This is a genomic window from Nonomuraea sp. NPDC003707 (assembly GCF_053587055.1).
Genome location: NZ_JBSFNK010000030.1, coordinates 76483 through 100940, shown reverse-complemented (window position 1 = coordinate 100940; position 24458 = coordinate 76483). Strand labels below are relative to the sequence as shown.

The 24458-nt window shown below is 71.0% G+C and carries 24 protein-coding genes; 17 read left to right on the top strand and 7 right to left on the bottom strand.

Features of this window, described 5'->3' with window-relative positions; all coding sequences use genetic code 11:
- Positions 1 to 10: 10 nt before the first annotated feature.
- Positions 11 to 1021: a LacI family DNA-binding transcriptional regulator gene (locus tag ACWDRB_RS49170; protein WP_449906451.1), complete on the bottom strand. Its 1011-nt coding sequence runs from the start codon at positions 1019 to 1021 to the stop codon at positions 11 to 13.
- A 182-nt stretch (positions 1022 to 1203) separates the two neighbouring features.
- On the opposite strand from ACWDRB_RS49170, the gene ACWDRB_RS49165 reads away from it, so the two are divergent.
- The 4 genes from ACWDRB_RS49165 to ACWDRB_RS49150 all read left to right on the top strand — a co-directional run bounded on the left by ACWDRB_RS49165 (position 1204) and on the right by ACWDRB_RS49150 (position 5119).
- Positions 1204 to 2214: an ADP-ribosylglycohydrolase family protein gene (locus tag ACWDRB_RS49165; protein WP_449906448.1), complete on the top strand. Its 1011-nt coding sequence runs from the start codon at positions 1204 to 1206 to the stop codon at positions 2212 to 2214.
- The gene (locus ACWDRB_RS49160) at positions 2204 to 3262 is read left to right on the top strand and encodes an ADP-ribosylglycohydrolase family protein (RefSeq protein WP_449906446.1); all 1059 of its coding nucleotides are present in this window, start codon (positions 2204 to 2206) and stop codon (positions 3260 to 3262) included. Before ACWDRB_RS49165 ends, ACWDRB_RS49160 begins: the two co-directional genes overlap by 11 nt.
- Positions 3263 to 3316: 54 nt before the next feature.
- Positions 3317 to 3499: a hypothetical protein gene (locus tag ACWDRB_RS49155; protein ID WP_449906443.1), complete on the top strand. Its 183-nt coding sequence runs from the start codon at positions 3317 to 3319 to the stop codon at positions 3497 to 3499.
- Between the two features lie 162 nt (positions 3500 to 3661).
- Complete coding sequence (locus tag ACWDRB_RS49150) at positions 3662 to 5119, top strand: MDR family MFS transporter (protein WP_449906440.1); 1458 nt, start codon at positions 3662 to 3664, stop codon at positions 5117 to 5119.
- Positions 5120 to 5335: 216 nt separating this feature from the next.
- Here the strand turns inward: ACWDRB_RS49150 and ACWDRB_RS49145 are convergent, their stop codons facing one another.
- Positions 5336 to 6100, bottom strand: coding sequence for an IclR family transcriptional regulator (locus tag ACWDRB_RS49145; RefSeq protein WP_449906437.1), 765 nt, complete (start codon positions 6098 to 6100; stop codon positions 5336 to 5338).
- A gap of 137 nt (positions 6101 to 6237) precedes the next feature.
- Here ACWDRB_RS49145 and ACWDRB_RS49140 point away from each other — a divergent pair, with 137 nt between their 5' ends.
- Positions 6238 to 7170 carry a U32 family peptidase gene (locus tag ACWDRB_RS49140; protein ID WP_449906435.1) on the top strand — a complete coding sequence of 311 codons (933 nt, stop codon included), beginning with the start codon at positions 6238 to 6240 and terminating at the stop codon, positions 7168 to 7170.
- A gap of 90 nt (positions 7171 to 7260) precedes the next feature.
- Here the strand turns inward: ACWDRB_RS49140 and ACWDRB_RS49135 are convergent, their stop codons facing one another.
- The gene (locus ACWDRB_RS49135; RefSeq protein ID WP_449906432.1) at positions 7261 to 8901 is read right to left on the bottom strand and encodes a glycoside hydrolase family 53 protein; all 1641 of its coding nucleotides are present in this window, start codon (positions 8899 to 8901) and stop codon (positions 7261 to 7263) included.
- Positions 8902 to 9177: 276 nt separating this feature from the next.
- On the opposite strand from ACWDRB_RS49135, the gene ACWDRB_RS49130 reads away from it, so the two are divergent.
- Positions 9178 to 9309 carry a Beta-galactosidase C-terminal domain gene (locus ACWDRB_RS49130; protein ID WP_449906429.1) on the top strand — a complete coding sequence of 44 codons (132 nt, stop codon included), beginning with the start codon at positions 9178 to 9180 and terminating at the stop codon, positions 9307 to 9309.
- A 26-nt stretch (positions 9310 to 9335) separates the two neighbouring features.
- On the opposite strand, the gene ACWDRB_RS49125 is transcribed toward ACWDRB_RS49130, so the two are convergent.
- Positions 9336 to 10208 carry a helix-turn-helix domain-containing protein gene (locus tag ACWDRB_RS49125; protein WP_449906426.1) on the bottom strand — a complete coding sequence of 291 codons (873 nt, stop codon included), beginning with the start codon at positions 10206 to 10208 and terminating at the stop codon, positions 9336 to 9338.
- A gap of 77 nt (positions 10209 to 10285) precedes the next feature.
- Between ACWDRB_RS49125 and ACWDRB_RS49120 the strand changes: the two genes are divergently transcribed.
- The 7 genes from ACWDRB_RS49120 (at position 10286) to dgoD (ending at position 18992) form a co-directional block, all read left to right on the top strand.
- Entirely contained in the window at positions 10286 to 12631 is a 2346-nt protein-coding gene (locus tag ACWDRB_RS49120; RefSeq protein ID WP_449906423.1) for a beta-galactosidase, read from the top strand.
- Positions 12632 to 12747: 116 nt separating this feature from the next.
- Positions 12748 to 14079, top strand: a complete 1332-nt coding sequence (locus tag ACWDRB_RS49115; RefSeq protein WP_449906420.1) for an ABC transporter substrate-binding protein — start codon at positions 12748 to 12750, stop codon at positions 14077 to 14079.
- Complete coding sequence (locus ACWDRB_RS49110) at positions 14076 to 15017, top strand: carbohydrate ABC transporter permease (protein WP_449906417.1); 942 nt, start codon at positions 14076 to 14078, stop codon at positions 15015 to 15017. Before ACWDRB_RS49115 ends, ACWDRB_RS49110 begins: the two co-directional genes overlap by 4 nt.
- Positions 15014 to 15844 (top strand): carbohydrate ABC transporter permease, encoded by an 831-nt coding sequence (locus tag ACWDRB_RS49105; RefSeq protein WP_449906414.1) that lies wholly within the window; start codon positions 15014 to 15016, stop codon positions 15842 to 15844. The genes ACWDRB_RS49110 and ACWDRB_RS49105 overlap by 4 nt, the downstream gene beginning before the upstream one ends.
- Positions 15845 to 15853: 9 nt before the next feature.
- Positions 15854 to 17095 carry a cellulase-like family protein gene (locus ACWDRB_RS49100; RefSeq protein WP_449906411.1) on the top strand — a complete coding sequence of 414 codons (1242 nt, stop codon included), beginning with the start codon at positions 15854 to 15856 and terminating at the stop codon, positions 17093 to 17095.
- The gene (locus tag ACWDRB_RS49095; RefSeq protein ID WP_449906409.1) at positions 17092 to 17835 is read left to right on the top strand and encodes an SDR family NAD(P)-dependent oxidoreductase; all 744 of its coding nucleotides are present in this window, start codon (positions 17092 to 17094) and stop codon (positions 17833 to 17835) included. Before ACWDRB_RS49100 ends, ACWDRB_RS49095 begins: the two co-directional genes overlap by 4 nt.
- 11 nt (positions 17836 to 17846) lie before the next feature.
- Positions 17847 to 18992, top strand: coding sequence for a galactonate dehydratase (gene dgoD, locus ACWDRB_RS49090; RefSeq protein WP_449906406.1), 1146 nt, complete (start codon positions 17847 to 17849; stop codon positions 18990 to 18992).
- Here the strand turns inward: dgoD and ACWDRB_RS49085 are convergent, their stop codons facing one another.
- Positions 18993 to 19691 carry an MBL fold metallo-hydrolase gene (locus ACWDRB_RS49085; RefSeq protein ID WP_449906403.1) on the bottom strand — a complete coding sequence of 233 codons (699 nt, stop codon included), beginning with the start codon at positions 19689 to 19691 and terminating at the stop codon, positions 18993 to 18995. It lies immediately after the preceding gene.
- A gap of 109 nt (positions 19692 to 19800) precedes the next feature.
- On the opposite strand from ACWDRB_RS49085, the gene ACWDRB_RS49080 reads away from it, so the two are divergent.
- Complete coding sequence (locus tag ACWDRB_RS49080; RefSeq protein WP_449906400.1) at positions 19801 to 20745, top strand: LysR family transcriptional regulator; 945 nt, start codon at positions 19801 to 19803, stop codon at positions 20743 to 20745.
- A 25-nt stretch (positions 20746 to 20770) separates the two neighbouring features.
- Here ACWDRB_RS49080 and ACWDRB_RS49075 read toward each other — a convergent pair whose 3' ends face one another.
- Positions 20771 to 21367 (bottom strand): TetR/AcrR family transcriptional regulator, encoded by a 597-nt coding sequence (locus ACWDRB_RS49075; RefSeq protein WP_449906397.1) that lies wholly within the window; start codon positions 21365 to 21367, stop codon positions 20771 to 20773.
- A gap of 114 nt (positions 21368 to 21481) precedes the next feature.
- Here ACWDRB_RS49075 and ACWDRB_RS49070 point away from each other — a divergent pair, with 114 nt between their 5' ends.
- The 3 genes from ACWDRB_RS49070 (at position 21482) to ACWDRB_RS49060 (ending at position 23537) form a co-directional block, all read left to right on the top strand.
- Positions 21482 to 21880 (top strand): hypothetical protein, encoded by a 399-nt coding sequence (locus ACWDRB_RS49070; protein WP_449906394.1) that lies wholly within the window; start codon positions 21482 to 21484, stop codon positions 21878 to 21880.
- 23 nt (positions 21881 to 21903) lie between these two features.
- Positions 21904 to 22929 carry a patatin-like phospholipase family protein gene (locus ACWDRB_RS49065; RefSeq protein WP_449906391.1) on the top strand — a complete coding sequence of 342 codons (1026 nt, stop codon included), beginning with the start codon at positions 21904 to 21906 and terminating at the stop codon, positions 22927 to 22929.
- Positions 22930 to 23036: 107 nt separating this feature from the next.
- Entirely contained in the window at positions 23037 to 23537 is a 501-nt protein-coding gene (locus ACWDRB_RS49060; RefSeq protein WP_449906388.1) for a MarR family winged helix-turn-helix transcriptional regulator, read from the top strand.
- An 85-nt stretch (positions 23538 to 23622) separates the two neighbouring features.
- Here ACWDRB_RS49060 and ACWDRB_RS49055 read toward each other — a convergent pair whose 3' ends face one another.
- A complete protein-coding gene (locus ACWDRB_RS49055; RefSeq protein ID WP_449906385.1) occupies positions 23623 to 24300 on the bottom strand; it encodes a DUF4142 domain-containing protein in 678 nt (225 codons plus the stop codon).
- Positions 24301 to 24458: the final 158 nt, after the last annotated feature.

Here is a 24458-nt window from a genome sequence, read left to right as displayed (position 1 = left end):
TTACGGACGGCTAGGACGAGTCGCGGACGATGAGCCGGTGGGCGAGGACGATCTCGCGGGCCGTGTCGTCGTACTCGCCGGCCAGCCGGTCGAGCAGAAGACGTGCGCAGGTCCTGCCGATCTCGCGGGCCGGGTTGAGCACTGTGGTCAGGGCGGGGGTGATGAGGGAGGCGGCCTCGATGTCGTCGTAGCCGGTGACGGCCACGTCGCCGGGGACGGACAGACCGAGCTGCCTGGTCACGTCGAGCGCTCCGACGGCGATGAGGTCGTTGGCGCAGACCAGGGCGTCGGGGCGGGGCGAGCGGGAGAGCAGGACTTTGGTCCCCTCCACGCCGCCCGCCCGGGTGAACGTGCCCGAGTGGATCAGCTCGGGCAGGATCGGCCGGCCGGCCTCGCGCAGCGCCCGCTCGTAGCCTTCGAGCCTGATCTGGCTCGGGTGCGCGTGCGGCTCGCCGTTGAGGAACGCGATGCGCTGGTATCCCCGGTCGATCAGGTGGCTGACGATGTCGTGCACGCCGCTGGTGTCGTCGGCCCTGACGATGTCGCCGAATTCGGCGCGGAACCGGCCGCCCAGCCGTACGAGCTTGGTGCCGGATTTCGCGATCTTGTCGATGTCCTGATCGGTGGCGCCGTAGGTGGCCAGCACGATGCCGTCGACCCTGCGGGCCAGCACGTGCCGTACGACCTCGGGCAGGGCCCGGCTGGGCAGCGCCGCGTCGGTGACGGACAGCAGGTAGCCGCTCGACATCAGCACGTCCTGCAGCCCCGCCGCGACCAGCGGGTAGAACGGGTTGGTCAGATCGGGGACGATCAGCGCGATCGACTCGCTGCGGTCCGTCCGCAGGCTGCGGGCCGACGGGTTCGGCCGGTAGCCGAGCTCTTCGATGACCGCCTCCACCTTGGCCCGGGTACGGGCGCTGACCGGTCTGCGGCCGCTCAGCACGTGCGACACGGTCGTCACGCTGACTCCGGCGGCCGCGGCGACGGCGGCGATGTCCGGGCGCCGGCCTGCTTCCTTCATCTCGCTCCCACAAATGCAAATCGATTTGGGTCGTAGCATGGGGTGCGGCCCCGGCTCCGGTCAAGGGGTCAGCGTAACGATCCTGTTTCCAGAAGTCATCCCAGGCAGCTCGCTGTTCGTGGGGGAGCGTGCGCTGCTAGCGTGTGCGGCATCATGCAAAACGATGCGACTCTGGAGAGCGAGTGACCACTCTGGACCGGTGCCGAGGCGCGCTGCTCGGCCTCGCGGTCGGCGATGCCCTCGGCGCACCCACCGAAGGCATGACACCTGCTGAGATCCACGCACGCTACGGCAGGGTCACCGACTTCCTCACCGAGGACGCGGCCGGCACCGACGACACCGAGTACGCGGTCCTCTGCGCCCGGGGCCTGCTCGCCCACGGCAGGAGCATCACCGCCGACGACGTGGCCGACGTCTGGCTGGACGCGGTCGCGGCGCAGCGGGGCGGCTTCCACGGCGCCGGCTTCAGCGAGATGGTCGCCCTCGCCAACCTGCGTTCGGGGCTGCGACCGCCGCAGAGCGGCAGCGACAGCTACGAGATGTGGAGCGACGGCGCCGCGATGCGGATCGCTCCCGTCGGCATCCTCTGCATGGGCGACCCCGACGAGGCCGCCAGGATCGCGGCCGTCGACGCCTCGGTCAGCCACGCCCGCGACGGCGTCTTCGGCGCCCAGGCGGTCGCCGCGGCCGTCGCCGTCGCGATGACCGCGCACGACCACCGCGACGTGATCGACGCGGGCGTGCGCGCGCTGCCACGGGACTCCTGGTCGGCGCGGCTGGTGGGCCGGGCGCTCGACGTGGCCGCGGCGGCGGGCTCACCCGCCGCCGCGGAGGAAGCGCTGTACGCGGAGATCCCGCTCTTCCACTACCCCTGGGCCGATGCCGCCCCGGAGGCGATCGCGCTGGCCTTCGGCCTGTTCGCCGCCCACCGGGGGGACTTCACCCCGGTGGTGCTGGCGGGGGTCAACATCGGCCGCGACTCCGACACCATCGCCGCCATCGCGGGCGCCATGGCGGGCGCCCTGCACGGCGCCCAGGCCATCCCCGAACGGTGGCGGGCCCAGGTGGCACGCGTGAGCGGACGATGCATCACCGCCACCGCCGGCACGGACCTCGTCGACCTGGCCGACCGGCTGCACGACGCCGGCCGGCAGAGCTCGGCGCTCAGGGAGGTGGCCGTCGATGGGCGTTGACGCCACCGCCGCGCGGGACAATCGTGCGGCCGGCGCCCTGCTGGGGCTGGCCGCCGGCGACGCCGCGGGCCTTCCCGCCCAGTTCCACCGCAGGGCCAGCTCGGCCTGGGCGCGGGCCGCCGGTTGGCGGCTCTCGGCCGCGCTGGACGAACAGCGGGTCTCGCGCCCGTTGCTGCCGTTCACCCTCGGGATCGGGGACGACATCCCGCTGTCTCCCACGGACGACGCCGAGACCGCGGCCATGGCCGCGCTGGTGCTCCTCGAGGCGCCGGGCCACGATTCGGCCGCGCTCTTCGCCGAATGGCGCAAGCGGATGTCGTCCGATGTCTGGACCGGCGTCGCCGAGCGCTCCGCGATCATCAACAGCGCCAGGGGCCTGACGCCGCCCGCCACCGGCAACGACAACCCGATGCACTACTCCGACAGCGCCGTGCCCGCCGGAGTGTCGATCGGCCTCTACTACGCCGGCGACCCGGCCGGGGCCGCCGAGGTCGCGCGACGCTATGCCGAGATCACCCACGCCGAGGACGGGGTCTGGGCCGCTCAGGCGATGGCCGTCGCCATCGCGTCGCTCGTCGGCGGCGCCTCCCTCCGCGACGCGCTGCGGGAGGCGGCCAGCGCCTTCCCCGAGAACAGCTGGACCGCCCGCAACCTCGCCAGGGCGGCAGGCGTCCGAGAGTCGGCGCGTACGGCCTTCGACGCCGTCCCCGGCCTGGTCGAGCGGCTCAGCCCGGCCGTGTACAGCCATGGGGGAGTGGCCGCCGAGACCCTGCCCACGGCCTTCGTCCTGGCCGAGCTGGCCGACGGCGACCTCGCCACGGCCCTCGGCTCGGCCGCGCTGGTCGCCCGGCAGTCCGACAGCATGCCGGCCATGGTGGGCGCGCTGTGCGGCGCGGCATCGGGGGCCGCCGCCGTCCCCGACGCCTGGCGCCGGCATGTCGACGAGATCGCGGGGGTCCTGATCCCCGACCTGAAGGGGCTCAGCCTCACGGCTCTTGCGGGTCGCCTGCTGGCCGCGTCCGAGTCGGACGTCAACGGGCCCGGCTGAGCCGAACGTCCGGTCGTCGTCCGGGGCGATGAGGCATGGTCCATGACGCCCGGCATGAGCGCCGTCGTCGGCATGGCGCGCAGTCCGGCCGCGGACCGCAGGTGGACGACGAGGGGCGGGAACATCCCCCTCGTCGTCCTGACGGCGGCAGACCGGCCGCGCCCCGGCTTCGGCGCCGGGATCGACGGGCGCACGGCGTTCGCCGCAGGTCATGGGGCGACACGGGACCCGGGTTAAAAGCGGGTGACATTTCGCATCACGTGCCGGAATGTTGGACGGGGGCGATGAGTTTTGTCGGTGGTGTAGGTCAGTCTGTGTATGACCACGACTACTCGTGAGACCCAAGGCTGGAATGCCGGCCGTGACGACACCATTTCCGACAACTCTGATAGAGGTACCGTGCCCAGCCCACAGCTCGACTCACCCGCCAAGTCCGCGGCCGCCGGTTCGGGCCGCACCCCGGCCGTGATCCGGCTGCTTGTGCTCGCCACGTTCGTGGTCATCCTCAATGAGACGATCATGATCAACGCGATCCCGCGGTTGATGGACGCGTTGCACATCACCGAGCAGACCGCGCAGTGGCTCTCGACCGCCTTCATGCTGACCATGGCCGCGGTCATCCCGGTCACCGGCTGGTTCCTGCAGCGGGTGTCCACCCGCAGCGCCTACACGGTGGCGATGGCGTTGTTCCTGATCGGCACGGCGTTGGCCGCCGTCGCGCCGACGTTCGAGGTGCTGCTGGGCGCGCGCATCATCCAGGCGTCCGGGACGGCCGTGATGATGCCGCTGCTGATGACCACGCTGATGCAGGTGGTGCCCGAGGAAGACCGGGGCAAGGTCATGGGCAACGTCACCCTGGCCATCTCGGTCGCGCCCGCGATGGGCCCCGCGATCTCGGGGGTGATCCTGCAGTTCGGGTCCTGGCGCCTGCTGTTCGCCGTGGTGTTCCCCATCGCCGCCCTGATCGCCTGGAGCGGCCTGAAGCGGCTCAAGAACATCGGCGAGCCCCAGTTCAGCACCATCGACTGGTTCAGCGTGGTCACCGCCGCGGCGGGCTTCGGCGGCCTGGTCTACGGGCTCAGCCGGTTCGAGGGCGGTGACGTCCGGCTGGCCGCCGGGATCGTGGCGGCCGGGCTGGTCACCATCACCGTCTTCGTCTTCCGCCAGCTGTCGTTGCAGAAGCGCGATGTACCGCTGATGGACCTGCGCACCCTGCGCAACCGCACCTACACCGTCGCGCTGATCCTGATGTCGGTGTCCTTCATGGCGATGCTCGGCTCGATGATCCTGCTGCCGCTCTACCTGCAGAGCGTCCGCGGGCTCAGCGCCCTGGAGACCGGGCTCCTCGTGATGCCGGGCGGCCTGGCGATGGGCCTGCTCGGTCCGACCGTCGGCCGCCTGTTCGACCAGTTCGGCGGCCGGGTGCTGGTCATCCCCGGCGCGATCGGCATCATGCTCTCGCTCGCCGGCTTCACCCAGGTCACGATGACCATGCCGTACTGGCAGATCCTCGGCCTGCACGCGCTGCTGATGGTGAGCCTGGCCGCGACCTTCACCCCGGTGTTCACCCTCGGGCTCGGCGCGGTTCCCCCGCACCTCTACTCCCACGGCAGCTCGATCCTGAGCACCCTCCAGCAGGTCTCGGCGGCCCTCGGCACCGCGCTCGTGATCACCGTGATGAGCGCGCGCGCCGACGCCCTGAAAGCCGAGGGGGTCGCCGAGGCGCTCGCCAACCTCGACGGCATGCGACTGGCGTTCATCCTCGGCGCGGTGCTGTCCGTGGCCGTGGTCATCACCGCCCTGCTCCTTCCCGCCCGGGCGGAACACGCCGTCGAGCTGGAGGAAGCCGGTCGGTGAAGCCGCAACCGGCCCGGCATGACCTGGTCAGGAGGCCGTTAACCGCGACCGACGCCCGATGAGCACATAACCCGACCCGCCGCAGGGTCGGGTTACGTGCTCCGGGGTACGGGTGGTGTGTCCTCGACCCCGGCGCCGCCCTTTGAGATGTGAGTCGGCGTGCCTGGCCGATCGTCACCGGCTGCTCCGTGCCGAAAGAGTGGTGCCGTCCACGGATTATGAGCGGTGGCCGAGGCGGTGGGAGAGTGTGGCGGCGCCGGTGCGGACGAGGTCGGTCCACTGCTCTCGGCGCTCGACGGTCCAGCGGACGGTGGGCACCGAGACGCTCATCGCGGCCACCATGCGGTCAGTGTGATCGAGCACGCCGACGGCGACGCAGGCGACCGCTTCGTTGGACTCGCAGTTGTCGTAGGCCACGCCTGCCTGCCGGATCTCCGCCAGTTGTGTGCGGAGCGCGGCGGGTGTGGTGATGCTGTTCGGGGTCATCGGCTGGAGGGGCCGGTCGGGCGGGTAGCGCGTATCGAGTGCGTCCGGGGCCAGGGCGGACAGCAGCATCTTTCCGACCGCGGTGCAGTGCGCCGGGAGCCGGCGGCCGACCGCGGAGACCATGCGTACCGAATGGGTGCTGTCCACCTTGGCGATGTACACCACCTCGGCTCCGTCCAGTATCGCCACGTGCACGCTCTCGTCGCAGGCGGCGGCCACCTCGGTGGCCGCCGCCTGAGCCTGTCTGGCCAGGTCGAGGCGGTCGGCGAAGAGCCCGCCGAGCTCGAAGAGCTTCATGCCCAGCTGGTACCGGATCGGGGCGCTCGGCCCGGCGACCAGGTAGCCGCGGTCGACCAGGGTGTTGACCAGTTCGTGGACGGTGGTCCGGGGCAGGTCGAGCCGGGCGGTGATGTCGGAGGCGGCCAGCGCGTCCTCGGCGAGGAACAGCTCGAGGATGTCGAGCGCTCGGTTGACCGCCGGAACCGTCCGGGCCATCGCTGTCTCCTGCTGGTCGGGGGGCGCGGCATGTCCATCGGCCGGCATTGACGACCGCGAGCCGGAATCGTTAGCCTCCGCATGTCGATATACCGAACCTTGTTCGAGATTTCGAACAATACGGGACTGGGAGCGCGATGTCCACCACCAATGAGCTGCTCGTCCGTCTTGGGCTGCCCGCTGACGACGGGTCCACGCCTCCGCCGTCTCCCGGCCGGTTCCCCGACGGGGCCCAATACCGCGTCGAGATCCCCAGCGTGGAGGGGCCGGCCAGCCTCGCCGCCGTCCTGCGCGAGGCACAACGGCTGGACGTCCCGGTCACCCGGGTCTCGCAGGGCAGCGGGGTGGGCCTGCTCACGGACGGCGAGATCACCGACATGGTCGGCATGGCCGCCGACGCCGGGGTGGAGCTGTCGTTGTTCGCCCGGCCGTGTGCCGGCTGGGACACCTCCGCGATGAGCCGCGCGCCCGCCGGGGGTGGGCTGGCGCCGGCGGTGCGCGGGCAGGACCAGCTGGTCGCGGTGGTGGACGAGATCCGCCGGGCCGCTGAGCTGGGCGTGCGCAGCGTTCTGATCGCCGACGTGGGTGTGCTCTCGGTGTTCGGCCGGCTGCGTGACAGCGGGGAGCTGCCCGCGGAGATGCAGGCCAAGATTTCGGTGATGCTCCCGATCGCGAACCCGGCCACCGCCAAGGTGATCGCCGGGCTCGGGGCGGACACGCTCAATCTGCCGACCGACCTGACACTCGCGCAGATCCGCGCCATCCGCGGTGCGGTCACCCAGCCGCTGGACATCTATGTCGAGTCGCCGGACAACCTGGGCGGTTTCGTCCGACACTACGAGCTGCCCCGGCTGGTGGAGCTGGCGGCGCCGGTGTATGCGAAGTTCGGCCTGCGCAATGCCCCGGACATCTACCCGTCGGGCAGCCACCTGGAGTCCACGTCGGTGGCGCTGTCGATCGAGCGGGTCCGTCGCGCCAGGCTGGGGCTGGACCTGCTGGCGCGGGCCGGTTCCGAGGCTGTCTGCTCCGCTGCCGGTGCTGCCGGACTGGCCCTGCCGGTCACTGGCTGACACCGGGCGGGCCATGCCGGGACGGTCCTGCTAGTCAGCGGCTGATGCTGGGTGGGGCGGGCCTGGGAGGTCGTGCCCCACCCGGATCGGTCAGCGTCCGCCGTCGACGTTGTAGCGGTACGCGTCGAGCGCGGGCAGCGCCCTGCCGGTGAAGTCGAACAGGGTCGTGTTGCTGACGAAGTTCGGCTCGCCGACCTCCCAGCCGACCCCGGGCGCCGGGATCATGACCGGGTCCCAGTAGAGATCGCCGATCACGGCGCCGTCGGGCACGCTCTTGAGCGCGGCGAACAGCTCATAAAGGAAGTCGCGCTGCCCGGCGGGAGTCTCCCCGTAGGGCACGGGACCGTTGTCGTGGAGCTGGCCTTCGAGGCCTTCGTGGGTGACCGGGTTCCAGTTGATGCCGGTCTCCATCACCATGATCTTCTTGTTGAACTCCCGGCTGATGGTGTCGAAGAACCGGACGACGGTGGGGATGTCACGACGGGTCCAGAAGGGGTAGTAGGACGAGCCGATGAGGTCGTACGGGACGCCGAGCCCGTTGAGCAGGCCGAAGAACCAGCGGTACTCGTCGTAGTCGCCGGCATCGGTGATGTGGATGATGACCTGCGTGTCCGGCGATACCTCCTTGGTGGCGCGGTAGCCCGCCTTGAGGAACCGGGCCAGCGCCGGCGCCCCGTCGGCGGTGTAGGAGTAGCCGTAGGGGAAGAGCAGCCCGCCCTGCATCTCGTTGCCGAGCGAGACGAAGGCCGGTGGCGTGCCCTGGGCGGCCATGCGCTGGAGGAAGTACCTGGTGTAGTCGTAGACGTGGCTCTCCAGCTTGTCGACGGCCTGGTCGCGGGGCAGGCCCGTGACGTCGCGCCAGTCCTTGGGGATGTCCTGGATCTCGCCGTTCGTCCAGTAGTCGCTGTAGTGGAATGTCAGCTGGATCCGCATCCCGTACCGGGTGGCGCGCCGGGCGAGGTCGAGGATGTCCTCCTCGTCCTGGTAGCCCTCGGGTAGATAGTGGCCGGGATACCCGACCCGCGGGTGATCGGGGCCGGTGTCGTTGTAGAGGCGCAGGCGGACGATGTCCGTCCCGTTCTCCGCCATGATCTTCAGCGGGTCCTCGCGGCGGCCGCGCTCGTCGTAGTACCGGCCGCCGCTGTCCTCCACCCAGTTGAGCATCGTGATGTCGCCGCCGGCGAGGAAGTCGTACGGCGCTCCGGCGGTCAGTCGCACGTCGTCGAGCCGGGTCCAGCCGCCCTGGGGAGCCTCGGTGCGCAGGCCGATGGTGAGCCTGCCGTGCCGGACCTCGACGCCGCGGACGGTGACGACCGTCCAGGCGGACGACACCGGCACCGCGGTGCGGGCCTGGCTTCCACCGGCCGGCTCGGCGAACAGGTAATTGGCGCGCTGCCCGCCGCCGCTCTGGGCGTAGGCGGTGAGGGTGTAGTGCCCGTCGGGCGCGCGCACGGTCTGGGTGGTGGTGACCGTGTACGCCCGCGTGCCGTTGTGCTGCAACGCGAACGCGCCGGTCCGGGCGGGCCCGGCGATCGTCGCCGCGCCGCGGGTGCCCGCCGCGCGCCAGCCCGGTAACTCGGCCGGCCCGGTGGGAGGGGTCTCGAAGCCGGAGTTGCGGATCTCGGGGGAGGGCGCCGCCGCCTGGGCGGTGGCCAGCGCCACGGGCCCGAGCAGGCTGAGGACCAGTCCGGCCGCCAGGCCTGCGCGAACACTCCAACTGGCCATGGGCATCAGGGCTCCTTCGGAACGGGGGGTGAGGGCCCAGTGTGGCTCCCGTGTTTCAGGAGTGTCAACGGATTAATAATATTTTTCAATACAAAAGTATGCTTGTTGAAGGTATGGTCGCCCGCTGAGCCGGGTGGTCGACGAGGCGCACCAGCGCGGCCTCAAGGTGATCGTCGGCACCCCGACGTACGCCATCCCCCCAATGGCCGGCACGTCAGCATCCGGAGGTGATGGCGCAGCCCTTCCAGGAGCACGTGACGGAGGCGCTCGGCGCCGGCATGCGTGAGCAGCGTCACCCGGCCCGACGGCGGCCGGCTGTGGTTCGTCGCCAACCACAGCTGGGAGCCGGCGGAGGTCCCGGACGGCGGCACGCTGCGGCTGGGCCCGTGGGAGAGCCGGGTCATCGTGGGGTAGACCGCACGACGCGGGGTGGCGCGGGGTCAGCGCGCGCGGTTCCGGTACGCGGTGGGCGCGAGCCCGTGGACGCTCGCGAACTTCCGGGAGAAGTACAGGGCGTCGTCGTACCCGGCCTCGCGGGCGACGGCCTTGACCGCGAGGCCGGAGTGGTCCAGCAGTTCCCGTGCGCGCGCCATGCGGAGCTGCGTCTGGTACTTCAGCGGAGAGACCCCGAGCTGCTCCCGGAAGAGCGCGCCGAGCTGGGACGTGCTCAAGCCGACCATCGCCGCCAGCGAGTCCACGGAGGTGCGCTGGGGCGTGGTCGCGCGCAGGTGCTCGACGGCGCGTTCGACCGGGCTGAGCGAGGTTCCGAGGGGACGGCGGCCGGTGGCGACGACCTGGGCGAGCGCGTTCCACGCCGCGCCGGCGGCCCGTACGAGGCCGCCCGTGGTCCCGGCGTCCAGGCCGTCGATCACCTGGGAGACGAGACTGGCGACGGGTGCGGGATCCCGGAGATGCGTGACGATCCCACCGGCCGCCGCCAGTCCGGCGCTGACGAGGTCGGCGGCGTCGGCGCCCACGGCGTGGAACCACCACAGGGTCCAGGGGTCGGTGTCCGAGGCCCCGTACTCGTGGGCCATTCCGGCGGGCAGGAGGACCGCGTCCCCCCGCTGAACGGCGAAACGTCCATCGCCCGTCTCGACCCATCCCGAACCGTCGGTGCAGACCAGCAGGATGTGCTGTCCGGCGCCGCCGGGCCGGGCCGCTCCATGCCGTGCGGCGCGGAGAAAGATCCCGGTATCGGTGACAAGGAGCCGGTTCGTCACGGGCCGGCCGAGCGCCCTGCGCACCATGGGCCGGGGGACGACCAGCATCCGTCCGCCGGCGAACCCCTCAGGCAGCGTCGTTTCGTCCATATGAGGCAGTGAAACGCCCATCGGCTCGCCGGGTCAACCGGCCGTACGATCGCCCACGCCCCTCTCGAAGGAGAACAATGAACGACAAGGCCCGCACCGTGCGCGTCTCCCCGCAGTCCCCGCCCCGCCGGGGACACCTCCCGCTGGGGGACGACACGAGGACGTCGGACCGGATCGAGGTCACGAGCCGGTGGCTCGAACGCGGCGGCAAGCCCTGGTTCCCGGTGACCGGGGAGATCCACTACTCCCGCATCCCGCGCGAGCGGTGGAACGAGGTCCTCGGGCACGCGCGCGCCGGCGGACTGGACACGGTGGCGACGTACGTGCTCTGGCAGGCGCACGAGCCCGAGCCCGGCCGGTTCCGGTGGGACGGCAACCTCGATCTGCGGGCGTTCATCGAGCTCGCCGCACGCCACGGCCTGGACGTCGTCGTCCGCATGGGCCCGTGGGCACACGGCGAGGCGCGCCGCGGCGGATTCCCGGACTGGATCGTCGAACGCGGGCTCAAGACCCGCACCAACGACCCCGCCTACCTGGAGCTGGTCCGCGCGCTCTACGCCCAGACGATCAGCCGGCTGGCCGGCCTCACCCACGCCGAGGGCGGGCCCGTGGTGGGCGCCCAGATGGACAACGAGCTGTACGACCAGCCGCAGCATCTCGCCATGCTCAGACGCATCGCCGAGGACCTGGGACTGCGGGTGCCCCTGTGGACCGCGACGGGCTGGGGCGGCGCCCTGGTGCCCGAGACGCTGCTCCCGCTCTACAGCGCCTACTCCGACGGATTCTGGGAGGACTCCCAGACGGAGTGGCCCCGGTTCGCGGCCCACCATTTCCGCTACAGCGAGGTCCGCGACGATCTGACGGTGGGCGCGGACCTGCGCGAGGCGCTCGACGGCATCGTGCTCGACCCCAACGCGGTCCCGCTCAAGGACGACGCCGCGACCCCCTTCGCCACCTGCGAGATCGGGGGCGGCATGCACGTCGCCTACCACCGGCGCCCCCTGGTCACGGCTCAGGACGTCGCCGCGCTCGCCCTGGCCAAGATCGGGAGCGGGTCGATCTGGCAGGGCTACTACATGTACGCCGGCGGCACCCAGCGGGTCGGACCGCACGGCACCGAGCAGGAGTCCCACGCCACGGGCTACCCCAACGACGTGCCGACCCTGAGCTACGACTTCTACGCCCCGGTCGGGGAGCACGGCCAGATCCGCCCGCACCACCACCTGCTGCGCCGCCTGCACCTCTGGCTGGCCGGAGAAGGCGCCCGGCTCGCGCCGATGAGCGTCGCCGTCGGCGGCGGCAGCGACGACCCGGGCGAGCTGCGATGGGCCGTCCGTTCGGACGGGCACAGCGGCTACCTCTTCCTGACCACGTACCAGCCGCCCAAGCGGCCGCTCGACGCGCAGAAGGACGTCCAGGTCACGGTGTCGTTCGAGGACGCCGACGTCACCGTTCCGACCAGGCCGCTCGACCTTCCCGCCGGGGTGTCCCTGGTGTGGCCGCTGCGCTACCCGCTCGCCCCCGGGCTCGTCCTGCGCAGCGCCACCGCGCAACTCGTCACCCGGATCACCGACGAGGACGGCGACCTGGTCGTCCTGTGCGCCACCGACGGCGTGCCGGTGGAGCTCGTCCTCGACGGCGACGTGCGGGTCGAGGGGGCGCGGTCCGTCGGCGACACGACGGTGGTGGACGTCGCCGAGCCCGGGACGGAGTGCGTCGTCGACCTGCCCGGCGCGCGTGTCCTCGTCCTCGACGAGGCGAGCGCGAACCGCCTGTACCGGCTGGAGGTCGCGGGCCGCGAGCGGCTGGTGCTGTCCGACGCGCCGGTGTACGCCCTCGACGGCGCCCTGGTGATCCAGTCGGAGGCCGAGCGGTGCACCGTGGCCCTGCTGCCCGCGCCCGCCCGGCTGACGGCCGACGGCGGCGAGCTCGACGGCCCACGTGGAGAGGGGCTGTGGCGCACCTGGTCGGTGAACGTGTCCGGCGCAGGGGCCCGAACGGTCGCCGCGGACCTGCACCCGAACGCCCCCGCGCCCCCCGACCCGGTGCGCGGCGGGCCGATGGACCGGCTCAGCGCGCCGGCCGACTACTCCGGCGCGGCGCACGTGCGCCTGGACGTGCCGCGTGACGTGCTCGACGGCGCCGACCGCGTGCTGTTGCGGGTGACCTGGACCGGCGACGCCGGCCGCGCGTACGTGGGCGACCGGCTCGTCAGCGACCACTTCTGGCACGGGCGCACCTGGGACATCGACCTCACGCCGTGGCGTGACGACGTCGCCGGACAGGGGGTGCGGCTCGAACTGCTGCCGTGGCGTCGCGACACCGGCGTGTGGGTCGACCCGGCCGTACGGAACGTTCCCGACGGCATCGCCGTCGCCTCCGCGGAGGTCGTGCGGGTGGGCCGCGTCACCTTGCACCTCTAAAAATCATATCAATGCAGAAAATAGTAGTACTGATTCATTGACACCGGCACCGGCCGCCGAGCATGCTGCTCGACACGCCCCCTGAGGCGAATCCCCCATCCTCGAAGGAGTTCCAGATGACCGACGTATCGCGTCGCGTGTTCCTACGTCGGAGCGGAGCGGTCGGTGGCGGCCTGCTGGCGGCGGGCGTGCTGGCCGCCTGCGGCGGTGAGAGCGGCGGCGGCTCGGCGTCCGTGTCGTCGGGCAAGGTCGAGCTCAACCTGTGGACGCACGACCCGGGCTACGTGAAGACCTTCACCGAGCAGGCCAAGCGCCTCACGGAGGCCCCGGGCGGCCGGTACGACTACACGATGAAGTTCACCAACGCCGACAGCGAGGCGCTGGTGACCCGCATGATCTCGACCGGTGCGGCGGGCCGGGGGACGCCCGACATGATCGGCATCGTGATCAGCGTCTTCCCGCGCGTCATGTCCGGCGGCATCGGCAAGCAGCTCTTCGCCCCGCTGGACGACCTGGCCGCGCCGGTCAAGGACGACCTGCTGCGCACCGCCCCCTACTCGATCGACGGCACCCTGTACGCGCTGGAGTCCGACACCTGCCTCAGCGTCCTGTACTACCGCGAGGACGAGTGGAAGAAGAACAAGATCCCCGCGGACATCGCCACCTGGGAGGAGCTCGCCGAGGTCGGCGCGAAGCTGCACGAGAAGACCGGCCAGTCGCTCGGCATGGTCTCCACCGGCGACAACACCTCCATCACCAACCAGTTCCTCCAGCTCCTGCTCCAGCGGGGCGGTGGCTACTACGACGAGGGCGGCAACCTCGTCCTCGAATCGCCCGAGGCCGTCGAGGTGCTGGAGTTCATGGCCAAGGGCGTGCAGAGCGGCTTCCTGATCGCGTTGCCCGACCCGTACGGTGCCCCGAACACCGCGGCGCTGAAGAACGGCAAGCTCATCGCGACCGTCATGCCCAACTGGTACAACGTCTACGGCCTCCAGGCGAACGTGCCCGAGCAGAAGGGCAAGTGGAAGATCCGCAACCTGCCGAAGTTCGCGGGCGGCGGCCACATCGCCTCGGCCATGGGCGGCACCGGCTTCGCCGTCCTCAAGGACAAGCCGGGCACCGCCGCCGCGCTGGAGCTGCTGAAGCAGACCTACCTCACCCCCGAGGGCCAGCTCCTCCGCTTCCAGATGGGCGGCTTCCTGCCCACCCTCAAGTCGCTCTACAAGGACCGGAAACTGCTGAGCACCGAGGACGCCTACCTCGGCCAGCGCGTGTTCGACGTCTACACCCCCGCCGCCGCCGACAGCCCGACCTTCTACCAGAACGAGAAGCTCAACACGCTGATCGAGGCGCTGGGCGGGCCGATGCTGGAGACCCTCCAGGGCAAGAAACCCGCCGCCCAGACGATCAAGGAGGCGGCGGCCGCGTACAAGAAGAACGGCGGATGAGCGTGACCGAGGTCCGTGTCTCCCGTGTCTCCCGGAGGCGGATGACGACGCCGCCGCTCACCGCCCGCCTCCGGGGGCCCGGCGCCGCACCCTACGTCTTCGTCCTGCCGTTCTACGTCCTGTACGGCCTGTTCCTGGTCGTGCCGATCGGGATCGGCGGCTACCTCAGCCTCACCGAGTGGGCGGGCCTCGGCACGCCCCAGTGGGTCGGGCCGGCCAACTACGAGCGGCTGCTGTCGGATGGCAGCTTCCGCACCGCCGTGGGCAACACCGTGATCTACGTGGCCTTCTCGGTCGGCGTGGTCGTCCCGGTCGCGCTGCTGGTCGCCCAGGCGCTCAACACCCGGGGGCTGAAGGGCCGGGACTTCTTCCGGCTGACGTTCTTCATGCCAGTGGTGCTGTCGCCGATCATCATCGCGCTGGTCTTCACCCTGCTCTACGACCGCGAGTACGGCCTGCTCAACGCCGCCCTGCGCGGGTTCTTCGGCTGGGGCGGCATCGACTGGCTGGGCGAGCCGAGCTGGGCCAAGGTCAGCGTGATGCTGCTGGTCCTGTGGCGCTGGACCGGCTACCTGACGATCTTCTTCCTGGCCGGGCTGAAGAACATCCCGCGCGACTTCTACGAGGCCGCCGAGATCGACGGCGCCGGACGGGTGCGCACCTTCTTCAGCGTCACCGTGCCGATGCTCAAGCCGGTCACCGCGTTCGTCGCGGTGACGGTGCTGGTCGGCACGGCGCAGATCCTGGAGGAACCCATGCTGCTCACCAAGGGCGGCCCCGGCGAGGCGACGCTGTCGGTGGCGATGTTCATCTACCGCGAGGCGTTCACCCGCCAGCAGCTCGGCTACGCCGCGGCGGCCGGGGTGGTCATGTTCCTGCTCGTCTTCGTGCTCGGGCGGGCCGCCAACGCGGTGTACGGCGTGGGGAGGGAGCGATGAAGGCCGCCCCGCGGTCCCGCCGCGGCCTGGTCCACGTCTTCCTGGCCATGCTGGTGGTGCTGTTCGCGGTGCCGCTGCTGTGGGCGCTGAGCTCGTCGTTCAAGCCGCGCGGCGACATCTTCGCCTATCCGCCGCAGCCGCTGCCGATCCCGTTCACCTGGGAGAACTACGCCCGGCTGCTGGAGACCCAGCCGTTCTGGGGCTGGTTCCTGACCAGCACGGTCGTCGCGGTGGTCTCCACGGCGGTGTCGGTGTTCGTCTGCGCGCTGGCCGGGTTCGCCTTCGCGAAGTACCGCTTCCCGGGCAAGAAGTTCCTGTTCAACGTGATGTTCAGCTCACTGGCGGTGCCGTTCGCGGTGATCGTGGTGCCGCTGTTCATCATGCTGATCAAGGCCGGGGTCACCAACGTCTACTTCACCCTGATCGTGCCCTGGCTGGCCCCGGCGTTCGGCATCTTCATGATGCGGCAGTACGTCGAGCAGTCGGTGCCCGACTCGATCCTGGAGTCCGCCCGGCTCGACGGTGCCTCCGAGTTCGGCCTGTTCCTGCGGATCGTGCTCCCGCTGCTGCGCCCGGCGCTCGGCGCGCTGGCCGTGTGGAGCTTCCTGAACAGCTACAACAGCTTCTTCTGGCCGCTCATCGTGGTCTCCGACCCGGCCCAGTACACCCTGCCCCTCGGCATCCAGGCGCTCTACGGCGCCGAGAGCCGCCAGGTCGACATGGTGCTCGCCGGCTCGGTCCTGGCGGCCATCCCGAGCCTGATCATGTTCCTGCTGCTGCGCAAGCAGCTGCTCGACGGACTGACGGCGGGGGCCGTCAAGTCCTAGGAGATCCCTGTGACCCCTTCCCGCCTGACCATCACCCTCTGGGACTTCACCTGGTACACGCGCACCGGGCCCGGCGAGCCGTTCGCCGACCTGGACGCGGCCTTCGCCGAGGCCGTGGCGCGCGGGTACAACACGGTGCGGATCTGCGCGATGCCGTACCTGCTGTTCGGCTCCGGCCTGGACACCACGGCGCTGACCTTCAGCCCCTTCGGCGGCTACGGCGGGCGCACCCGCTGGTACGACGTCCGCGAGCGCGCCACGCTCGACGGGCGCCGCCACCTGCTGGCCCTGTTCGAGGCGGCCCGGCGGCACGACTGCCACGTGATCGTCTCCAGCTGGGAGTTCCAGCAGAGCTCGGTCTTCCTGGACGATCCCTCCTGGTACGAGGCGCTGCGTGCCGTACCGCCCGCCGACCGGGCGTCGGCGCTGGCCACGGCGCTGGCCGACCTGGTGGACTTCCTCGACGTGCACGGCCTGGCCGACCGGATCGCGTTCGTCGAGCTGCACAACGAGATCCAGTCGACCTGGCTCAACGAGGTGGTCGAGCCGGATCAGCCTAAGGTGCTCGGGCTGCGGCCCTACCTGGAGGCGGCGATCGACGCCTTCAAGGCCCGCCGCCCCGAGCCGGTCACCGCCAACTACGCCCGGGTGCCGGTCGGCGAGATGCGCGGCCTGCCGCGCAACGCCGACGTCGGGGTGTTCCACCCCTATGTCTACGGCGTGCTCGACGAGCTGATCGACACCTTCGCCCTGCGGGACGCCGCGCGGCCGTTCCCGCAGGAGCGGGTATACCGGGAGCTGCTGCGGCCGGACGCCCCGCCGCTGGAGGAGTGGGGCCCCGACCAGGAGTGGCGGCGCGCGGCGACGGTGGTGCCCGCCCGGGAGGTCTACGTCCACGACTGGTGCGACCCGGTCCGGTTCGACCAGTGGTTGTACGACCGCTACTCGACCTACCGCTACGGCATGTCCGAACGGCTGCGCATCTGGATCGACGCCGCCGCCGACTGGGCCGCCCAGGCGGAGGTGCCGCTCGTGCTCGGCGAGGGCTGGATCGGGTACACCCCTCTCCACGGGACCTTCGAGGAAGGTCCGGTCGGCCGCGCGATCTGCCTGGAGGCCGTCGCCCACGCGGCCAGGGTCGGCGCGTGGGGCACGGTGGTGTGCTCCAACGCCGCGCCCCATCACCCGATGTGGCAGGACCGCGCCCTCCAGGAAGAGGTCAACGCACTGTTCACGGGAGCCGCACGATGATCCGTTTCGCAGGGAAGGTCGCCCTGGTCACCGCCGCCGCGTCGGGGATCGGCGCGGCGACCGCCCGGCTGCTGGCCCAGCGGGGCGCCTCCGTCGTCGTCATGGACGTGGCCGACGACGCGGGGGCCGAGCTCGCCGCCGAGATCGGCGGCCACTACCTGCACGGCGACGTCGCCTCCGCGGCCGCCTGGGCCGCCGCCCGCGACCTCGTCGCCGAACGGTACGGCCGCCTGGACGTCCTGCACGTCAACGGCCCCGGCCGGGTCGTGCCGTCGGTCCCCGTCCACGAGCTGCCCGAGGTCGACTGGGACCGGCAGATCGCGGTCTCGCTCAAGGCCGCCTACCTGGCCGCCCACGTCTTCTGCCCCCTCCTGGCCGAGAACCGGGGCGCGATCGTCATCACCTCCTCCGTACACGCTCAGACCGGCATCCCCGGCTGCGGCCCCTACGCCGCGGCCAAGGGTGGCCTGCAGTCACTGGCCGGCCAGCTCGCCGTCGAGTACGCCCCCGACGTGCGGGTCAACGTCGTCGTCCCCGGGCCGATCATGACCGCGGCCTGGGACGGCATCGGCGAGCAGGGCCGGGCCGCGACGATCGCCGAGACCCCCGCAGGCCGGTTCGGCCGCCCCGACGAGGTGGCCGCCGCGGTCGCCTTCCTCGCCTCGGCCGAGGCCTCCTTCATCACCGGCGCCTGCCTCAAGGTCGACGGCGGCTGGAGCATCTCCACCACCTCCTCCTAGAACGGACCCCCATGAAGATCGTGTCCATGGACACCTTCCTCGTCCCGCCCCGCTGGTTGTTCCTGCGCGTCCGTACCGACGAAGGCATCACGGGCTGGGGCGAGCCGGTCGTCGAGGGCCGCGCCGAGACCGTCCGGGCCGCCGTCGCGGAGCTGAGCGAATATCTCGTCGGTGAGGACCCCCTGCGCATCGAGGACCACTGGCAGGTCCTGACCAAGGGCGGCTTCTACCGGGGCGGCCCGGTGCTGTCCAGCGCGGTCGCCGGCATCGACCAGGCCCTCTGGGACATCGCCGGCAAGGCCGCCGGGCTGCCCGTGCACGCCCTGCTCGGCGGCCCGGTCCGCGACCGGGTCCGCATGTACGCGTGGATCGGCGGCGACCGCCCCGCCGACGTCGCCGCCGAGGCCCGAGCCCAGATCGAGGCGGGCTTCACCGCCGTCAAGATGAACGGCTCGGCCGCGCTGACCCCCATCGACACCCCGGCCCGCATCCGCGAGGTCGTCGAACGGGTGACGGTGGTCCGCGAGGCCGTCGGCGAGGAGAACGACGTCGTCATCGACTTCCACGGGCGCATGTCGACGGCGATGGCCCGGCGGGTGCTGCCGCTCATCGAGTCGCTCCTCCCGCTGTTCGTCGAGGAGGCGGTGCTGCCCGAGCACACCTCCAACCTGGCCGCCCTGGCCCGGTCGACCTCGGTCCCGCTGGCCACCGGCGAGCGCCTCTACTCCCGCTGGGACTTCCGCGAGGTGCTGCGCGACGGCATCGCGGTGGCCCAGCCGGACGTCAGCCACGCCGGCGGCATCTCGGAGGTGCGCCGCATCGCCGCCATGGCCGAGGCGTACGACGTCACGATGGCCCCGCACTGCCCGCTCGGCCCGATCGCGCTGGCGGCGAGCCTGCAACTGGCGTTCGCGATCCCGAACTTCCTGATCCAGGAGCAGAGCGTGGGCATCCACTACAACCAGGGCAATGACGTGCTCGACTACCTGGTCGACCGCACCCCGTTCCGGTTCGTCGGCGGTTTCGCCGAACGCACCGCCGTACCGGGCCTGGGCATCGAGGTCGACGCGGCGGCCGTGGAGCGCGCGGCCGAGCGCGGGCACCGCTGGCGCAACCCGGTCTGGCGGCACCCGGACGGTTCCTTCGCCGAATGGTGATCAGGCGGGCAGGGTCGCCGCGACCGCGTTGAGGGCCGTGCGGGCGTCGGGGAGCGGTTCGCCATGACCGACGCAGGCCGGCCGCGCGTCGATCTCCGCGAGCCTGCGGAAGGAACGGAGCAGCTCAAAGCGGTTCAGATTGAACACCCCGGGCATGACCTGTCCGTTGACATGCGCGACCGTGTCCCCGGTGAAGAGCACCCCAGAGCGCGGCAGGTGAACCGCGATGCTGCCGTCGGTGTGGCCGGGAGTGTGGATCACCCGCGCGCCACCGCCGAAATCGATCGTGTCGCCGTCCTCCAGCTCGCGATCCACGCGGCACGCGGGCGCGGCGGGCAGCAGATGGGCCCCGAGGTCGCGGTGCAGGACGCGCTCCTCGTCGGTGAAGCGGGGCGGAGGAGCGGGCTTGTCACCGCGGATCACCGGCGCCTCCAGCCGGTGGGCCAGCACGGTGACGTCTCCCCACCCGCTGATCTCGGCGGCCCCGCCGCAGTGGTCCTCGTGGAAATGGGTGAGCACGACCTGCTCGACGTCGCTCCTGCGGTGGCCCAGTTGCTCGATCGCGGCCGCGATGTCCGTGCCGGAGGTGGCGACACCGGTGTCGACCAGCGTGAGCGCGCCCGCGTCGGTCCAAAGGTACGCCTGGCCGAACTCCAGCAGGATCAGGTGCAACTCCGGACGGATTTCCACGATCTTCATCTCGTGCCCCCTTCGGTGGAGAGACCAGCAAACTCGCAGGCGGCCGGTGGTGTCCAACAGCTCTCTGCGGCCGATTGACAACCAACGGTTTTCAATCCACCCTCGAGGCGTGGAGGCGGACATCGAGGGCCTGCGCGCGTTCGTGGTCACCGCGGAGGAGCTGCACTTCGGCCGGGCCGGCGCGCTGCTGTTCATCAGCCAGCAGGCGCTGTCGAAGCGCATTCGCCGATTGGAAGAGGCGCTGACGGTGCCGCTGTTCGAGCGGACGACTCGTGCTGTGGAGCTGACCGAGGCGGGGGAGCGGCTGCTGCCCCGCGCACGTGAGGCAGTCTCCGCGTTCGACCGGGCGATCCAGGCGGTCCGCCCGGGCAACGAGCCTTTGCGGGTGGACGTGTACGACGAGCGGTTCACGCCGCTGCGGATGGTACGTCAGGCGAGTGAGCGCGACTCTCGCGTACGGATCGAGCTGAGCATGCGGCAGGGGTTGTCCGTGGCGTTGCCGGCCCTGCGGCGGCTGGAGCTCGACGCCGCGTTCGGGCGCGTGCACGACACGCCGGCACCCTGGCCCGCCGAGCTGGCGTACCGGCTCGTGCGTCTGGAGCCGCTGCACGCGTTCGTGCCCGAGGACCACCGCCTGGCCGCCAGGGACGTGCTGCGGCCGGCTGACCTGCGCGAGGCGGGCATCGCGATGCCCGACCCGGCGGGCGCGGCGGAATGGCGCGGTTATCTCGTACGGCTGGCCGACCGGTTCGGCGTGCCGTTGCGCTTCACCGCTCCGGCCATCGGGCAGCGGCATCTCGTGGAGCAGTTCCTGATGGAGAAGAGCGCGGTGGGCCTGGGCGAGATGAGCATCGACCCGGCAGGGAGCGGCCTGCGCCGCATCCCGATCGTCGAGCCGACGCCGCTGATGCCCTGGTCGGTCGTCTGGCACCGGCGTAATCCCCGGCCGCTGCTGCGGGTGCTCCTGCGGCAGTTGCGACCACTTCCCGCCCCGTCCGACCCTGAGGTGTGGGTGCCCGAGATAGACCTGACCCCTTTGGGTCTCTCCGGCTGAGGCGATTCGAGCGCCCGGCTCGTCGTCAGCTGTAGGTGTTCACGTGGTTGCGGATGGCGGTCCTGGCGCGCTCGTAGGCGTTCGGGTCGTCGTGCAGCAAGGAGACGGCGTTGGCGTTCTCCATGAAAGCGATCAGCTCGAACGCGAGCTGGTCGGCGTCCGTGTCGTCGGCGAGCTCGCCGAGCTGGCGGGCATCGTCGACGGTACGCGTCACGAAGCGGATCCAGTCGAGGCCGGCTGCGGCGACGGCATCCCGCACCCGGCCCGGGCGGGCGTCGAACTCCGCGGTGACGGCGAAGAAGAAGCAGCCGCCGGGGAAGACCCGCCGCTGCGAGTAGCTCAACCAGCTCTCGCACAGCCGCCGCACCCTCCCCAGGCCCGGCGGCACGGTCAGCGCGGGCTGGACGACCTCGTCGACGTACACGCTCATCGCGGTGCGGATCGTGGCGAGCTGTAGCTCCTCCTTGGAGCCGAAGTAACCGAACAGGCCGCTCTTGCTCACGCCGAGCTCCGTGGCCAGCCGGCCGATCGACAGCCCCTCCAGCCCGTCCTGCGAGGCGATGTCCGCCGCCCGGCGCAGGATCACGTTGCGGGCCCGCTCGTCCCGCGGCCGTCCCGCCATCTTCACCCTTTCTGCGTACGAACGTTCGGCCCAGGATAGCGGCTTGACGTCATCCTCGGTATGTTCCTATTCTCGGCACGAACGTTCGTACAAAGAAAGGACTGGAGCAGCGGCATGCTGAGATCCCGATGGACTCCCGGACCGGCGGCCGGCGCCACCGGCTCGGTGCTGGTCAGCGTCACCGACTTCTCGATCAGCCGGCTGATCGACCTGCCCGGCGTCTACCACGCCGGGCTCACCCTGCGCCGCGCGTGGCCCGACCTGCCCGGCGCGGTCGGCATGTGGCTGTGGACGGAGCCGCTGGAGGGCAGGTGCGGCTCGGTGTCGATCTGGCAGGATGAGCAGGCCCTGCGCAAGTTCGTCGCCTGGCCGGACCACGTCGCCATCGTGCGGCGCTACCGCGGCCGGGGAAAGCTCAGGTCCACCGCATGGACGACCACGTGGACGACCACCCAACCCGACCCCGGCGTCTGGGCCCGGGCCCGCTCGTACCTGTCCGGCGACCGTGACTAGCCACACAACACAAAGAAGGACATATGCCACCCGAGACCGGCGAACACGAAGTGCTGCGCGTCATAGCCGACCGGGTCCGTAGCGGCAGCCGTCCCGGCGCCCGCCAGGACGGCCACCGGGTGGCCCTGGCCATCGAGGGCGGCGGCATGCGCGGCACGGTCTCCGCCGGCATGGCCCTGGCCCTGCACGAGGCCGGAGCGGCGCACGCCTTCGACGCGGTCTATGGGGCATCGGCCGGGGCCATCACCGGGGCCTGGCTGCTGAGCGGAACCCCCGAGAACCTGACCGGTTGGGCCGAGCCCGTCTACGCGCGAGCGATGATCCGCCCGTCCAACCTCCTGCGCGGCCGTCCGATGGTCGACGTGCGGAACCTGGTCGAATACCTGTACTGCGAAGTCACCCGGATGGACTTCGACGCGGTCCTGACCAACCCCATCGAGTACCACCCGCTGGCCACCGACGTACAGACCGGGCAATCCACCGATCTGCGCCCGCACCTGACCGGTCCCGTCGAGCTGCGGCTGGCCCTGCGGGCCAGTGCGGCACTCCCGTTCCTCGCCGGTCCGCCGGTCGAGCTGGCCGGGCGGCTCTTCTACGACGCGGGACTCGCCGAGTCCATCCCGTACCGCACCGCCCTGGCGCAGGGCGCCAGCCACGTCCTCGTGCTGCGGTCCCGTCCCGCGCCTTCGGCCGCGGCCGAAGCACCGGCCGCGCGACCGTCCTACGGGACGCGCCTGATCGCCGCGACCGTTCTGCGGAGCTATCCGGAGGCACTGCACCGGAGTTTCTTCGCGCGCGACCACCGCTTGCTGCACGACGACACGCTGCTCGCCCGGTACGACCGGCCCGAGCCCCCGACGACCCCTCCACCCGCCGACGGCCAGGCCGCGCCCGATCCTGCGGTGCTGTCCGTGCGGCCCGCGCCTGACTCCCCGCGCATCGGGCGGCTCACCCGCGACGGCCAGCCCCTCAAAGCCGCGCTCGAAGCCGGCCGCGCAGCCGTCAACCTGCTGCTGCAACCGCTCGGCCGGCCGACCGCCGCACCATAGACGCGACCCCGCCGGCGACGGCGTTCCTGATCCTGGCGTTGCGGAGGTGCTGCGGACGATGGGGATCTCGTGCCCGTGATCCGTCCCGCGCATGTACAACAGTGCCTATGAAGGATGACGATGACCTCCAGGCGCAGGGAGAGGATCTTTCGGCTGTCGTCACGGCGGTGCTGACCGGGTCGCGGCTGTTGGTGGCGGTCGCGGTGAGGTCATTGGGGGCGGTCGGGGACAGGGTCACGTTGCCGCAGTTCAGGATGCTGGTGGTGCTGGCCGGCCATGGTGAGACCAAGCTGGTCACGATGGCGGAGCTGCTGGGCGTCAACTCCTCCACGGCGATGCGGATGGCCGATCGGCTGGTGGCCGCCGGGTTGATCGTACGGGAGGTCAATCCGCACAACCGGCGCGAGAGCCTGATGCGGCTGACGGACGAGGGACGCCGCATCGTGGACGAGGTGACCGCGCGCCGCAGGGAGGAGATCGGCGCGATCGTGGCGCGGATGTCGGCCAGGCAGCGCCGGGCGCTCATCTCGGCCATGAACGCCTTCAACGAGGCGGGCGGCGAGCCACCCCTGAACGTGCCGAACCCGCTGGGCTGGTCCGCTGTCTGAATTGCTCGCGCGGCGTTGAGCCGCCGACCGATGCCCGCTGAGCACTTCGCGGCGGCCGGAAGCCGTGCGGGCTCCCCCCCGGTCGTCAGATGGACGGGGTGGGGAAGCTCTCGGGCGTGGTCAGGCCGGTGCTCTCCAGGAGGCGCTGGTGGTTGAGCACCGCGGCGTTGGCCTGTTCGGAGAAGCGCCGCACCAGGGTGTTCTGCGTGGTGCCGCGTACCGTGCCGATCAGGGTGAAGATCTGTCCGTGCGCCAGGCGCAGCCATTTGACGTACGTCTTGTCATAGGCGGATCCGGACCTGCCGGAAATATCTGTCATCCAGTCCTGCTGCTGAGGCGTGGGCTTCACCGGCAGTTTGACCTTCAGCTTGGCGGCCACGTCGCGAACCTGCCCGTCGAGCATGTCGTGCTGAGCCGCGATCTCCTTGCTGACCTGGCGGACGCGGGCGCTGTTGGCGCGCTGTATCGCGTCCTGGGCCATGGGCATCTCCCACAGGCTGGCGAGCCGGACCTTCTTGATGAGCTCCTGGTCGGCCTCCGACAGCGGTCCCCACTTGGTCTGCCGGGTGCGGACCTCCGGCTGTTCCTCCACGGGTTGGACCGTGGGTGCGTCGGTCGGTCCGGTCTCGACGGCGGTCGGCTCGGTGCTGAGGCCGACGGTGTCAGAGACGGGCGTCGGCGTGTAGCCGGCGCAGGCGGTCAGAGTGCAGAGGGCGGCAATGCCGCAACTGATGAGAGCGCGACGGCTGTCGAGGAGTCGCATACGCCGTCATCCCCTTCCGGTCCCTTGGACGCGGCCTTCGTGAGTGGCGCCGGTCACTGAGGGATACGCGGGAGGGTGCGGGAGTGTTCATGGCATTGTGCAAGATTTGCATGGGGCAAGACTGCCGGGGTCCGCTGAGCCGTTGTCCGAGGCGGCCT